Raw genomic sequence first — 13,216 nt, 5'->3', positions numbered from 1 at the left:
ATGAGGCCTGGCGCGGCAGGCCCTAGCGTGCTTCTAGCTAAGTGATATCACTTTTAGCGGTGGAAGCAACCCTGTGACTTCCAGAGTCGTCGGTTCCCTCGGGGCAGGTGCTGATTCTCACGTCCGTAAAAGAACGGATCAGACGCCCTTTGTCATATAGGTGAGTGTTAGCTTTCGGAGCTGACCCCGAGACGGAAGCGAGCGTAGGGACCCATGGGACGAGCGGAAGAGAGACGAGCGCGACAGCGCGGTGGCCGCCGCGCGGCGCCCAAGCGCCGCCGCTCCACGCCCGAGACGGGGGCAGCCGGCTCCGGGCCCGGCGCCACAGCCGCCAAGAAGAGCCTCATACGCCGGCTCTTCACCTGGAAGAAGATCCTCGGCACCTTCTTCGGGTTCTGCCTGCTGATCATCGCGGCCTTCATCGGGCTCTACCTGTACGTGGACGTCCCGGCGGCCAACATCGCCGCCCAACAGCAGAGCAACGTCTACAAGTTCAGCGACGGCAGGACCGTCCTCACCCGCGACGGCAAGGTCAACCGTGAGATCGTCGACCTGTCGAAGGTGCCGCGCAAGGTCCAGCTGACCTTCGTCGCCGCGGAGAACAAGAGCTTTTACCACGACGCCGGCGTCGACTTCAAAGGCACCGCCCGCGCCCTGCTCAACACGGTCTCCGGCAAGGGCAAGCAGGGTGGCTCGACGATCACCCAGCAGTACGTCAAGAACTACTACCTCAACCAGGACCAGACCGTCACGCGCAAGCTGAAGGAACTGGTCATCTCGCTGAAGGTGGACCGCGAGAAGAAGAAGGACGACATCCTCGCGGGCTACATCAACACCAGCTACTACGGCCGCAACGCCTACGGCATCCAGGCCGCGGCCCAGGCGTACTTCCACACCGACGCCGAGAAACTCGACGTCGCGCAGGGCGCCTATCTCGCCGCGCTGCTCCAGGCGCCCAGCCAGTACGACTGGGCCGTCGCGACCGACACCGGTAAGCGGCTGGTGACGGCGCGCTGGAACTACGTCCTGAACAACATGGTCGACGAGGGCTGGCTGTCCAAGCCCCAGCGCGACGCCATGCACTTCCCCAAGATCAAGGAACCCAAGGCCGCCGCCGGCCTCGGCGGGCAGAAGGGCTACCTGGTCGAGCTCGCCAACCAGCAGCTCGAACAGCAGCTCATGGCGGAGCAGGGCCTGACCCAGTCCGAGGCGGAGAACGCGGTCGTCGGCAAGGGCTGGACCATCACCCTCAACATCGACCGCAAGAAGCAGGCCGCGCTGGAGAAGGCGGTCAAGAGCCAGCTCACCGGCGAGCTCGACAAGAAGAAGCGCAAGGTCGACGGCGCCGTCCAGCCCGGCGCCGTCTCGGTCGACCCCAAGACCGGCAAGATCGTCGCACTCTACGGCGGCCAGGACTACTACAAGCACTACTACAACAACGCCACCCGCAAGGACTACCAGCCGGCCTCGACGTTCAAGCCGGTCATCCTGGCCGCCGCGCTCCAGAACAGCGCGACCACGCAGGACGGCGATCCCATCACGGCCAACACGATCTACGACGGCACCAGCGGCCGTCAGGTCGTGGACCACGGCAGCAAGGTCGGCTTCGGCCCGCCGAACGAGGACCACCAGGACTACGGCCCGATCACCGTCCAGCAGGCGATGAACAACTCCGTCAACTCCGTCTTCGCGCAGATGGGCATGGACGTGGGGATGCGCAAGGTGATGGACACGGCCAAGCAGCTCGGCATGGACACCAAGGGCATGCAGGCCGTGCCCGCCCAGACGCTGGGTTCGATGGGCGCCAGCCCGCTGGAGATGGCCGGCATCTACGCCACCTTCGCCAACCACGGCGACAAGGTGACCCCGACCATCGTCAAGTCCGCGGAGCGGCAGGGCCGTACGGTGAAGATGCCGGACCCGATCGGCGGCTCGGTGATCGCACGGACCGCCGCCGACACGGTGACCTCCGTGCTCACCGGCGTGGTCGACGACGGTACGGCGAAGCGCGTGGCCGACAACCCGCTGCGCGACGGCCAGCAGGTGGCCGGCAAGACCGGCACCTCCGACGAGGACAGGTCCGCCTGGTTCACCGGCTACACCCCCGACCTGGTCACCTCCGTCGGTCTGTTCGGCGAGGACCCGAAGACCAGGGCCCATGTCTCCCTGACGGGTGCGGCCGGCCTGCTCGACTCCACCGGCGGCCCCGGCCGCGTCAACGGCGGGGGCTTCCCGGCGCAGATCTGGGCCGCGTACACCTTCGGCGTGACGGACCGGTCCAAGTTCGACCTGAACACCACGCAGGGCGCGGCCGTCGCACCGCCGCCCTCGTCACCGTCCCCGAGTCACTCGTCGTCGCCGTCCCCGAGCCGGAGCTCGTCGTCACCGTCCCCGAGTCACTCGTCGTCGCCGTCCCCGAGCCGGAGCTCGTCGTCACCCTCGCCGAGTCACTCGTCGTCGCCGTCCCCGAGCCACTCGTCGTCGCCGTCGCCGAGCGAACCCACGGACGACATCACCCCGGAGGACCCGCTCGACCCCGGCAAACAGTAGGGGCACAGGCGAGGGGCGCCCGGCATCAGCCGGGCGCCCCTCCCTCATGTCCGGGGACCTCAGCCCCGGTTCAGCTCGAACCAGACCACCTTGCCGGTGCTCAGCCGGGTCGCGCCCCAGCGCCGCGCCAGCTTGTTCACCAGGTACAGACCCCGCCCGCCCTCGTCCGTGGCCCGGGCCTGCCGCAGCCGCGGCAGCTGCGGCACATCGTCGCCGACCTCGCAGCGCAGCACGTCCGTGCGCAGCAGCCGCAACGTCACCGGCCGCGACGCGTACCGCACGGCGTTCGTCACGACCTCGCTGACCAGCAGCTCCACCGAGTCCGTCAGATCCTCCAGGTCCCAGCGCGCGAGCGCGCGCCGGGCCAGCCGACGGGCCTGCCCCGGCGCGGAGTCCTCCGGCTCCAGCCGCCAGTACGCGACATCGCTGGGCGCGATCCCGTCGAAGCGGGCCGCCAGCAGCGCGATGTCGTCGTCCCGGTCGCCCGGCCCGAGCATGTCCAGCACCTCGTCGCACAGGGCTTCCAGCGGCGGCGGATGGTCGGGGCCGGTCAACTGGGCGGTCGCGGCGAGCCGTTCCCGCAGCTGCTCTATACCGGTCCACACGTCCCGCAGCCGGGACTCCACCAGCCCGTCGGTGTACAGGAGCAGCGTGGCCCCGGCGGGCGCGTCCAGCTCGACGGCCTCGAAGTCGACCCCTCCGACGCCGATCGGCGCGCCCGGCGGCACCCGCAGCACCTCGGCCCGGCCGCCCAGGTGCAGCAGCACGGGCGGCGGATGGCCGGCGTTGGCGATCGTGATGCGGTGCGTGACCGGGTCGTAGACGGCGTACAGGCAGGTCGCCATCCGGTCGGTGCCCAGCCGCTGCGCCTGCTCGTCAAGGTGGTGCAGCACCTCCTGCGGCGGCAGGTCGAGCCCGGCCAGCGTCTGCGCCGTCGTGCGCAGCTGACCCATGATCGCCGCCGAGGTCATGGAGTGCCCCATGACGTCACCGACGACCAGCGCGACCCGGCTGCCGGGCAACGGGATCGCGTCGTACCAGTCGCCGCCCACCCGCGCGGTCTCCGCGGCCGGCAGATACCGGGACGCCAGCCGCACACCCGTGGGCCGGGGCAGCGTCTCGGGCAGCATGGTGCGCTGCAGCTCATCGGCGATGTAGGCCTCCCGGCCGTACAGCACCGCCTTGTCGATGCCGAGCGCGCTGTGCGTGGCCAGCTGGGCCGCCACCAGCAGGTCGTCGGCCTCGAACGGCAGCCGCTCCGGGCGACGCAGGAACAGCGCCGCACCGATCACCCGGCGCCGGCCACGCAGCGGCGCGAGGATCGCGTGCTGCCCCGACGGCACGACCGCCTCACCGCCCTCGCCGAGCAGCTCGGGCAGCGCGGCCCGGGCGGCGGGCGAGTCGGCGAACACCGGGCGCACCCCACGCAGCACCTCGTTCAGCGCGCCGCCGGGGCGCACCTCGCACAGCTCGGTGGTGAGCACGGACAGCTCGGCCAGCGCGCTCGGCTCCGGCTCCGGCTCCGGCTCGAAGGCGGGCGGCAGCAGCACACCGTCGGTGTCCCGCTCCTCGGGGACCCGGTCGGTACGGCGCAGCCGCAGCACCACCGGACCGGTGGGCCGCTCGTCGCCGACCGGCAGCGGGTCGCGCAGGTAGACCAGGATCGCGTCCGAGAACGTCGGCACCGTCGCCCGGCACAGGCCCATCACGATCTCGTCCAGATCGAGGCCGCGGGCGATCCGCCGGGTGGCCGCGCCCACGAACCTCAGCCGGTCCCCGTCGCGCCGCATCGGCATCGGCCGGCCCGGCGGCAGACCGCGGCCGGTACGGCGCTCCTGGCCGCCCGACGTCCGCTCCTGCTCGGTGCCGGGCTGCGGCGGAATGGCCTCCGGCGCGGGGCGCGGGCGGTGCGCGCCGGGCTCGGTGGCGGCGGGCTGGGAGTGCTCGGGGCCGTTGACTGGGGGCTCCTTCCCCTTGTTCCCCTTGCCGCAGGGCGTGGTCGTCCCCGGGCCCGAGGGCGTGCCGTCGGTCCGGGCCTGGACCGGTAAGGCTGCGGGCCCGCCGAGCTGCTTCGGGGCACGCCGGAGCGCCCCGCGGGCCTCCGCGGGGTCGGCGCCCTGGGGGCGCTCGAAGGAGGTGGGCTGCTCCGTCACGCGTGTCGCATCCATCCGTACGGCACTGCGCGCCGGGCGCGCAGTTGCTCCCGCAGAAGTCCCGATACCCGCAATACGTGCCCCAGGAACAGAATTCCCGCGTGCTCAGAGGTGGTTCCTGTGCCGCCACCGATCGCGGTGGTCACGCCGTCGTACCCCTCGCTCACGTCCTGCCGCCCCTCGGTGACGATCGGTCAAGCCGGGTCCATGCTCCCGGAGTTGCTTATGTGCGCCCTTGCGGAGGACGATCCTACGTTTCTTGCCCGGGGGCGCATCAAGGGTCTCATGAGGACACGTGCGCGGGCGTACGGTCCCAGTCCTCGGGGAGAGAAGGTACCGGCCAGGACGGATCCGGGCGCCAGTGCTGCCAGCCGTCCGGGAACGGCGGCCCCCACGCCTCGATCGCCTCGACCGCGTCCCGCCCGGCCGCCCGGACCCGTTCGGCGGTGGCCGCGTCCATCAGCCCGTCCCGCTGGGCCTGCGCGAACTCGTCCTCGTCGCGCCAGTGCCAGCTGCGGTCGGGGTGGACGGAGATGTCCAGGAAGTAGTCCACGGAGTCCACCCCGCCCGCCCAACGGGCCAGGGGCTGCTCAAGGTTGACGTACCAGTTCTTGAACCGCCAGCCCGGGTCCCAGAACAGCCACACCGACCAGGGCCGGCCCGGCTGGGCCAGCTTCAGCACACCGGTGCCGAACCAGCGGTCCCGCTGCACCGTGCGAGGCTTGGTGTAGCGGGACTCCAGCGGCTCCTGGTGCACGGGCGTGCCGTCGGCCAGGGCGGGTTTCATGCAGTCGGTGCCGGGGGCCAGCCACACGGCGAGCAGTTCGGCGTCGTCGCGTACGACGGTGACGGGCCGGGCGATGTGGAAGTGCTCCCCGGCGTTCTCCCGGTACCGCCACAGGATCTGGTCCCCGGGGTTCCAGTAGGTCGCAGGTTCCGCGTCCACGCGTGTCATCGCTCCGTCGTCCGTCATGGACAGATATTAGGTGCCGTAGGCATACGACGCTGCGGCGCACGTCACGGTTCCGGGCGGGGGCCGTGGCCGGAAAGGGCCGCCCCGGGGTCAGGGGTGGGTCATCCGCAGGACGTCCAGCGCCTCGTCGAGCTGTTCCAGGGTCAGCTCACCGCGGTCGACGTACCCGCTCTCCAGCACCACCTCGCGGATCGTCTTCCGCTCGGCGAGGGACTTCTTGGCGACCTTCGCGGCCTCCTCGTACCCGATGTACTTGTTGAGCGGGGTGACCACGGACGGGGACGACTCGGCGTACTCGCGGGTCCGCTCCCGGTCGGCGGTGACGCCGTCGACCGTCCGGTCCGCCAGCAGCCGCGAGACGTTGGCGAGCAGCCGGATGGATTCGAGCACGTTCTTGGCGATGACCGGCAGCATGACGTTCAGCTCGAAGTTGCCCGCGGCGCCGGCGGTGGCGATGGTGGCGTCGTTGCCGACGACCTGCGCGGCGACCATCAACACGGCTTCGGGCACCACGGGGTTGACCTTCCCCGGCATGATGGACGAGCCCGGCTGGAGGTCCGGCAGCCGGATCTCCGCGAGCCCGGTCCGCGGCCCCGACGCCATCCAGCGCAGATCGTTGGCGATCTTCGTCAGCCCGACCGCGATGGTCCGCAGCTGCCCGCTGGTCTCCACGATCCCGTCCCGGGCGCCCTGCGCCTCGAAGTGGTCGCGCGCCTCGGTCAGCGGCAGCCCGGTGGCCCGGGCGACCTCCTGGATGACGGCGGCGGAGAACCCGGGCGGGGTGTTGATCCCGGTGCCGACGGCCGTCCCGCCCAGTGGCAGCTCGGCGAGCCGGGGCAGGGAGGCCCGCAGCCGCTCGACGCCGTAGCGGATCTGGGCGGCGTATCCGCCGAATTCCTGGCCGAGGGTCACGGGTGTGGCGTCCATCAGATGGGTCCGCCCCGACTTGACGACGTCGGCGAACTCCTCGGACTTGCGGGTCAGGGAGGCGGCGAGGTGCTCCAGGGCCGGGATCAGATCCTGGGTGACGGCGGCGGTGGCGGCGATGTGGAGGGAGGACGGGAAGACGTCGTTGGACGACTGCGAGGCGTTGACGTGGTCGTTGGGGTGGACGTCCCGGCCCAGCCGCTCGCTCGCCAGGGTGGCGATGACCTCGTTGGCGTTCATGTTGGACGAGGTCCCGGAGCCGGTCTGGAACACGTCGACGGGGAAGTGCTCGTCCCACTGCCCCCGGGCGACCTCGGCCGCGGCCTCCTGGATGGCCTCGGCGACCTCCTTGTCGACCACACCGAGCTCCGCGTTCACCTTGGCGGCGGCACCCTTGATGTGTGCGAGGGCCTCGATGTGGGCGCGCTCGAGACGCTGACCCGAGATGGGGAAGTTCTCGACGGCGCGCTGGGTCTGGGCGCGCCACTTGGCGGTGGCGGGGACGCGGACCTCGCCCATGGAGTCGTGCTCGATGCGGTAGTCGCTCATGGGAGCTATAGCGATCGGACACGCGGGGTTGTTCCCGGCCGTTACGCTGAGTGAGTGAACGGTCGCCGGTTGTGCAGGGCGCCTCCTGGGGCGGCGTGCGGGGACTGGCTCCGGCGGCAGCGGGAGGCGGCGGGGGAGGGGGCCTCTGATCAAGTTCCGGCCGGGTCATGACCGCAGGCCGGTGGGCGGCGCAGCGGTGATGGCCCGTCAGATCACCTACCTCGTGCGGCTGGTGGAGGCTGATCGCGAAGGAATACGGCCACCATCACTGAGCAGCGCATGGTCCCGGACGCCTCGGTGCTGAAGGGTTGGCGCAAGGCGTCCCACGGCGGCGGCGACGAGGGCAGCTGCCTCGAAGTCCTCGACCGCCGCCCCCACGGCCTCCCCGTGCGGGACTCGAAGGTCCCGCACGGTCCGGCCGTCGTCTCCGGCCGGTCGGCCTGGTCGCAGTTCGCGACCTGGGCCGTCACGCCAGCCCGGGACCGCGCACCGGAATAGAGGTGAACGTCGGCTGGGGGGCCGGGTCCTGGAAGAAGTCGTTGCCCTTGTCGTCCACGACGATGAACGCCGGGAAGTCCTCGACCTCGATCTTCCAGACCGCCTCCATGCCGAGCTCCTCGTACTCCAGGACCTCGACCTTCTTGATGCAGTCCTGGGCGAGACGCGCGGCGGGGCCGCCGATGGAGCCGAGGTAGAAGCCGCCGTGCGCGTCGCACGCGTCGGTGACCTGCTTCGACCGGTTGCCCTTGGCCAGCATCACCTTGGAGCCGCCCGCCGCCTGGAACTGCTCCACGTAGGAGTCCATGCGGCCGGCCGTCGTCGGGCCGAAGGAACCGGAGGCGTAGCCCTCGGGGGTCTTCGCGGGGCCGGCGTAGTACACCGGGTGGTCCTTCAGGTACTGCGGCATCTCCTCGCCCGCGTCCAGCCGCTCCTTGATCTTCGCGTGCGCGATGTCACGGGCCACGACCAGCGGGCCGGTGAGGGACAGCCGGGTCTTGACCGGGTACTTGGTCAGCTCGGCGAGGATCGTGTCCATCGGCTGGTTGAGGTCGATCCTGACCACGTCCGACGACTCGTCGAGGTGCTCGTCCGTGGTCTCCGGCAGGAAGCGCGCCGGGTCGGTCTCCAGCTGCTCCAGGAAGACACCCTCGGCCGTGATCTTCGCGACGGCCTGGCGGTCCGCCGAGCAGGAGACGGCGATGGCCACCGGGCAGGACGCGCCGTGCCGGGGCAGGCGGACGACCCGTACGTCGTGGCAGAAGTACTTGCCGCCGAACTGCGCGCCGATGCCGATCTTCTGGGTCAGCTCGAAGACCTTCTCCTCAAGCTCCTTGTCCCGGAAGCCGTGGCCGAGTGGTGAGCCCTCGGCCGGGATCTCGTCCAGGTAGTGCGCGGAGGCGTACTTCGCGGTCTTCAGCGCGTACTCGGCGCTGGTGCCGCCGACGACGATCGCCAGGTGGTACGGCGGGCAGGCGGCCGTACCGAGCGAACGGATCTTCTCCTCCAGGAACTTCATCATGGAGGCCTCGTTCAGGACGGCCTTCGTCTCCTGGTACAGGAAGGACTTGTTGGCCGAGCCGCCGCCCTTCGCCATGAACAGGAACTTGTAGGCGCCGCCGTCGGTGGCGTACACCTCGATCTGGGCCGGCAGGTTGGAGCCGGTGTTCTTCTCCTCCCACATGGTGAGCGGAGCCATCTGCGAGTAGCGCAGGTTCAGCTTGGTGTAGGCGTCGTAGATGCCGTGCGACAGGTGCTTCTCGTCCGCGCCCTCGGTGAGGACGTTCTGGCCGCGCTTGCCCATGACGATCGCCGTGCCGGTGTCCTGGCACATCGGGAGCACGCCCGCCGCCGCGATGTTCGCGTTCTTCAGCAGGTCCAGGGCGACGAACTTGTCGTTGCCGGACGCCTCCGGGTCGTCGATGATCCGGCGCAGCTGGGCGAGGTGGGCCGGGCGCAGGTAGTGCTGGATGTCGTGGATGGCCTCCTCGGCCAGCTTGCGCAGCGCCTCCGGCTCCACCTTGAGGAACGTCCGCCCGTCGGGCCCCTCGACGGTGGAGACGCCCTCGGACGTCACCAGCCGGTACGGGGTGGTGTCCTCTCCCTGGGGGAGCAGATCGGTGTACGCGAACTCAGGCATCTCAGCCCATTCCTCACTCTGACGGACGGCCGCCCGCCGACGCTGGCGGGCCTCACCAGCCTAGAACCTGCCACCGACACGGAACCTGTGAGGTAAGGCTCAGTGTTTGTGAAGTAGGGCTCAGTGGGCCCGGTGGCGACACGCCCGAGGTTCTCCACACCCCTAGTCGCGATCTATCGCGTTTCGGTACGCTGCTGTCGTGGACCTTCAGAAGCCCGCCCGTGCCCAGGACGCCGCACCGGGCGTCACCGAACTGCGCGCCTCGGACGCCGACCGCGACCGGGTCGCCGACATCCTCCGCGAGGCCCTCGCCGAGGGCCGGCTGACAGCCGACGAGCACGCCGAGCGCGTGGACGGCGCGCTGAACGCCAAGACCGTGGGCGAGCTGGACGTCTTCATCCGGGACCTGCCCGCCGCCCACCAGCAGCCGTCCGCCCCCGCCTACACCCCGGTGCCGCCCCGCCCCGCGCCCGGCGCGATCCCGCCGGAGGCCGACGCCAACGTGGTCGCCGTCTTCAGCAGCGCGGTACGCCGGGGCCGTTGGCGTGCCGGGCGCCGGCTGCACGCGTACTCGGTCTTCGGCAGTGTCGAGATCGACCTCAGCGAGGCGATCTTCGAGTACCAGCAGGTGGTGATCAAGGCCGTCTCGGTCTTCGGCGACGTCCAGATCCGCGTCCCGGAGAACGTGTCACTGCGCGGCACCGGTGGTGGCGTCCTCGGCAACTTCGACGTGGACACGCTGGACTCGGTCGAGTCCGACGCCCCGGTCGTCTATGTCGAGGGCTTGTCCGTCCTCGGCAACATCGAGGCGCGCCCCAAGCGCGGCAAGCGGGTGGCGGACATTCTGGACCGGGTGCAGAGCAAGGTCGACCGCAAGCTGGATCGTGTCCAGGACAAGGTCGACCGGAAGCTGCGCAAACACCTGGGGCGTTGACGGTCGCGAATCCGCCGGTGACCGGAAGGTCCCCGTCCTCCCGTGCTCCCGCGGTGGGGGCGTGAACGAGCCGACGCGAGCCCACCGTTGGGAACGCTGTGCATAGGCGCGCGCACAGCGGGTAGGCCTTGCTGCATCGTCTCTCGCTCGCGAAGCCGTCGTCAGGAGTAGACCGTGCTGCAACCGCCGCATTCGTCCCTGCAGGTCGCTGCCGTTCCGGCCCAGCGGATGCCAGCGCGCGACAGGGACCAAGACGCTCCCTGGCACACCGAGGCGGTCTGCCAACGCGACGAGGCAGGTCTCTTCTTCGCCCCGTCGAAGGAACCGACCGCCGCCCGGCTCTCCCGCGAAGAGGCCGCAAAGCGCGTCTGCGCGCGTTGCCCCGTGATGGTCGAGTGCCGCGAACACGCCCTCCTCCAGCCCGAGCCGTACGGCGTCTGGGGTGGCCTCACGGCAGCCGAACGCCGAGTGGTCCTGGCGCGGCGCCGCAGGCGGGAGATGGAACTGAAGAAGGCGGCGAGGGCGACGACGGCCAACCGCATAGCGGGTTAGGACCCCGGAGGTGGGGCGCCCTCTCCGCACAGAGGGCGCCGCCTGCCTCGAAGGGCGCGGGGCCGCTACTTGGCCCGGTCGAAGTCGATCGCGCTGTAGGCCCGCAGCTTCCTCAGCCGGTGCTCGGAGTCGATCCTCCGCACCGTCCCGGACTTCGACCGCATCACGATGGACTCGGTCAGCGCGGTCTCCGACCGGTAGCGCACACCCCGCAGCAGCTCACCGTCGGTGATACCGGTCGCGACGAAGAACACGTTCTCGCCGGACACCAGGTCGTCGGTCGTCAGCACACGGTCCAGGTCGTGACCGGCGTCGATGGCGCGCTGCCGCTCCTCGTCGTCCTTGGGCCACAGCTTGCCCTGGATGGTGCCGCCCAGGCACTTCACCGCGCAGGCCGAGATGATGCCCTCGGGCGTACCGCCGATGCCGAGCAGCAGGTCGACGCCCGTGCCCTCGCGCAGCGCGTACACCGAGCCGGCGACATCGCCGTCGGAGATCAGCTTGATGCGTGCGCCGGCCTCCCGGACCTCCCTGATCAGGCCTTCGTGCCGCGGCCGGTCGAGGATGACGACGGTGACGTCCTCCGGCGAGGACTTCTTGGCCTTGGCGATGCGCCGGATGTTCACCGCCACGGGCGCGTCGATGTCGACGAAGTCGGCGGCCTCCGGGCCGGTGACCAGCTTGTCCATGTAGAACACGGCGGACGGGTCGAACATGGCGCCCCGCTCGGCGGCGGCCAGGACGGCGATCGCGTTGGGCATGCCCTTGGCGGTCAGCGTGGTGCCGTCGATCGGGTCGACCGCGATGTCGACCTCGGGGCCGGTGCCGTCGCCCACGTGCTCCCCGTTGAAGAGCATCGGGGCCTCGTCCTTCTCGCCCTCGCCGATGACGACGACGCCGTTCATCGACACGGTGGAGACGAGGGTCCGCATGGCACGCACCGCGGCGCCGTCGGCGCCGTTCTTGTCGCCGCGCCCCACCCAGCGGCCCGCGGCCATCGCGGCGGCTTCGGTCACCCGGACGAGTTCCAGGGCGAGGTTACGGTCGGGAGCCTCGGAGGGAACATCGAGCTCGGACGGAAGGTGATGATTTTCGGTCATCGGAGCGCACCTTTCTGATACGACGACGGCCGGATGAGGGTATTGGACCCTGACTCTATCGCCGGACAGACAAAATGAGCAGGGGACCCCACGGATGAGCGGATGGGGCACCTGCGACGATAGAGGGCGTGGCAGGTTCGAACGGCAAGCAGAAGACGGCCCGGGACATGATTCTCTCCCTGGCTCTGATCGGTATCGCGGCGGCGGTCGTCTACCTCCTCGCCATCCCGCACGACGATCACACTCCCGACCTCAAGCGCGTCGACTACCGGGTCGAGCTGATCACGGCCCGTCGCGCGGCGAGCTACCCGGTGGCCGCGCCCGAGGGCCTGCCGAGCGCGTGGAAGGCGACCTCCGTCCGCTTCCAGGGTGAGAACTCCGACCGCTGGCACCTGGGCTTCCAGACGCCGGACAGCCAGTACGTGCAGGTCGAGCAGTCCACGCAGAAGCCCGCCGACTTCATCGACGAGGCCAGCCAGGGCGCGTCGGCCACGAAGGAGACCGAGACCATCGGCGGCCGCACCTGGACCCGCTACACCGGCGGCCGCTACGACGCCCTCGTCCTGAACGGCACCCGCGGCTCCACGACGGTGGTGGCCGGCACGGCGTCCTTCACGGAGCTGACGAAGGTGGCGGCGGCGCTGAAGACGCGGTGAGTCGCGCGCGCCATGCGCGGAGGCCCCCGGCGGTGCCGGGGGCCTCTGTCGTGTTGCGGTGGTTCAGACGGTCGTGACGACGTCGTCGTACGCCAGGCGCGGCGAGCGCGGGAACCAGGCGTCCGGGCCCGGCCTGCCGATGTTGACCACCATCAGCGGGGTGTGGTCGTCGTCGAGGAACTCCTTGCGGACGCCCTCGAAGTCGAGGCCGGTCATCGGGCCCGCGGCGAGGCCCGCGGCGCGGACGCCGATGATGAAGTAGGCGGCCTGCAGGGCGGCGTTCAGCGCGGCGGCGCCCTCGCGGGCCGGACGCTCGCTGAAGAACAGGTCCTTGGCCTGCGGGAAGTGCGGGAAGAGGGTCGGCAGCTCCTCGTGGAACTCGTTGTCCGCGGAGAGGATCGCGACCAGCGGGGCGGCGGCCGTCTTCGGCTGGTTGCCCTCGGCCATGTGCCGCACCAGGCGCTCGCGGGCCTCGGGGGAGCGGACCAGGGTGATGCGCAGCGGGCTCTGGTTGAAGGCGGTGGGGCCGTACTTGACCAGGTCGTAGATCGCCTGCACCTGCTCGTCGGTCACCGGCTCGTCGGTGAAGGCGTTCGCGGTGCGGGCCTCGCGGAACAGCAGGTCCTGGGCGGCGGGGTCAAGAACGAGAGACATGCGTGGACTTCCTAGGGGCGTCGTGCTCCGG

General features: G+C 70.4%; 11 protein-coding genes. 5 read left to right on the top strand and 6 right to left on the bottom strand.

The features are described 5' to 3' along the window. Positions 1–213: 213 nt before the first annotated feature. Positions 214–2,550, top strand: coding sequence for a transglycosylase domain-containing protein (locus tag IE244_RS06600; RefSeq protein WP_191871677.1), 2,337 nt, complete (start codon positions 214–216; stop codon positions 2,548–2,550). A gap of 59 nt (positions 2,551–2,609) precedes the next feature. On the opposite strand, the gene IE244_RS06595 is transcribed toward IE244_RS06600, so the two are convergent. The 3 genes from IE244_RS06595 to IE244_RS06585 all read right to left on the bottom strand — a co-directional run bounded on the left by IE244_RS06595 (position 2,610) and on the right by IE244_RS06585 (position 7,152). Then, on the bottom strand, positions 2,610–4,703 hold the full coding sequence (locus tag IE244_RS06595) for a SpoIIE family protein phosphatase (RefSeq protein ID WP_191871676.1): 2,094 nt from the start codon (positions 4,701–4,703) through the stop codon (positions 2,610–2,612). Positions 4,704–4,986: 283 nt separating this feature from the next. After that, a complete protein-coding gene (gene fomD / locus IE244_RS06590; protein ID WP_031163792.1) occupies positions 4,987–5,676 on the bottom strand; it encodes a cytidylyl-2-hydroxypropylphosphonate hydrolase in 690 nt (229 codons plus the stop codon). 90 nt (positions 5,677–5,766) lie between these two features. Continuing rightward, the gene (locus IE244_RS06585) at positions 5,767–7,152 is read right to left on the bottom strand and encodes a class II fumarate hydratase (protein ID WP_191871675.1); all 1,386 of its coding nucleotides are present in this window, start codon (positions 7,150–7,152) and stop codon (positions 5,767–5,769) included. Between the two features lie 279 nt (positions 7,153–7,431). Here IE244_RS06585 and IE244_RS06580 point away from each other — a divergent pair, with 279 nt between their 5' ends. Then, the gene (locus IE244_RS06580; protein ID WP_191871674.1) at positions 7,432–7,650 is read left to right on the top strand and encodes a DUF397 domain-containing protein; all 219 of its coding nucleotides are present in this window, start codon (positions 7,432–7,434) and stop codon (positions 7,648–7,650) included. On the opposite strand, the gene IE244_RS06575 is transcribed toward IE244_RS06580, so the two are convergent. Next, positions 7,619–9,289, bottom strand: a complete 1,671-nt coding sequence (locus IE244_RS06575) for a fumarate hydratase (protein WP_031163787.1) — start codon at positions 9,287–9,289, stop codon at positions 7,619–7,621. The genes IE244_RS06580 and IE244_RS06575 overlap by 32 nt on opposite strands. 199 nt (positions 9,290–9,488) lie before the next feature. Between IE244_RS06575 and IE244_RS06570 the strand changes: the two genes are divergently transcribed. Then, positions 9,489–10,223: a DUF1707 SHOCT-like domain-containing protein gene (locus IE244_RS06570; RefSeq protein WP_191871673.1), complete on the top strand. Its 735-nt coding sequence runs from the start codon at positions 9,489–9,491 to the stop codon at positions 10,221–10,223. A 174-nt stretch (positions 10,224–10,397) separates the two neighbouring features. Then, positions 10,398–10,775 carry a WhiB family transcriptional regulator gene (locus tag IE244_RS06565; RefSeq protein WP_031163782.1) on the top strand — a complete coding sequence of 126 codons (378 nt, stop codon included), beginning with the start codon at positions 10,398–10,400 and terminating at the stop codon, positions 10,773–10,775. 65 nt (positions 10,776–10,840) lie between these two features. Here IE244_RS06565 and glpX read toward each other — a convergent pair whose 3' ends face one another. Then, the gene (gene glpX, locus IE244_RS06560; RefSeq protein ID WP_031163780.1) at positions 10,841–11,875 is read right to left on the bottom strand and encodes a class II fructose-bisphosphatase; all 1,035 of its coding nucleotides are present in this window, start codon (positions 11,873–11,875) and stop codon (positions 10,841–10,843) included. 128 nt (positions 11,876–12,003) lie between these two features. Here glpX and IE244_RS06555 point away from each other — a divergent pair, with 128 nt between their 5' ends. Continuing rightward, complete coding sequence (locus IE244_RS06555; protein WP_191871672.1) at positions 12,004–12,531, top strand: DUF4245 domain-containing protein; 528 nt, start codon at positions 12,004–12,006, stop codon at positions 12,529–12,531. Positions 12,532–12,594: 63 nt separating this feature from the next. Here IE244_RS06555 and IE244_RS06550 read toward each other — a convergent pair whose 3' ends face one another. Next, positions 12,595–13,185, bottom strand: a complete 591-nt coding sequence (locus IE244_RS06550; protein ID WP_031163774.1) for a malonic semialdehyde reductase — start codon at positions 13,183–13,185, stop codon at positions 12,595–12,597. Between the last annotated feature and the right edge of the window lie 31 nt (positions 13,186–13,216).

Origin of the sequence: Streptomyces filipinensis, from assembly GCF_014649495.1 — a bacterium.
GTDB lineage: Bacteria > Actinomycetota > Actinomycetes > Streptomycetales > Streptomycetaceae > Streptomyces > Streptomyces filipinensis.
This window is presented reverse-complemented; position numbering and strand designations above follow the sequence as displayed.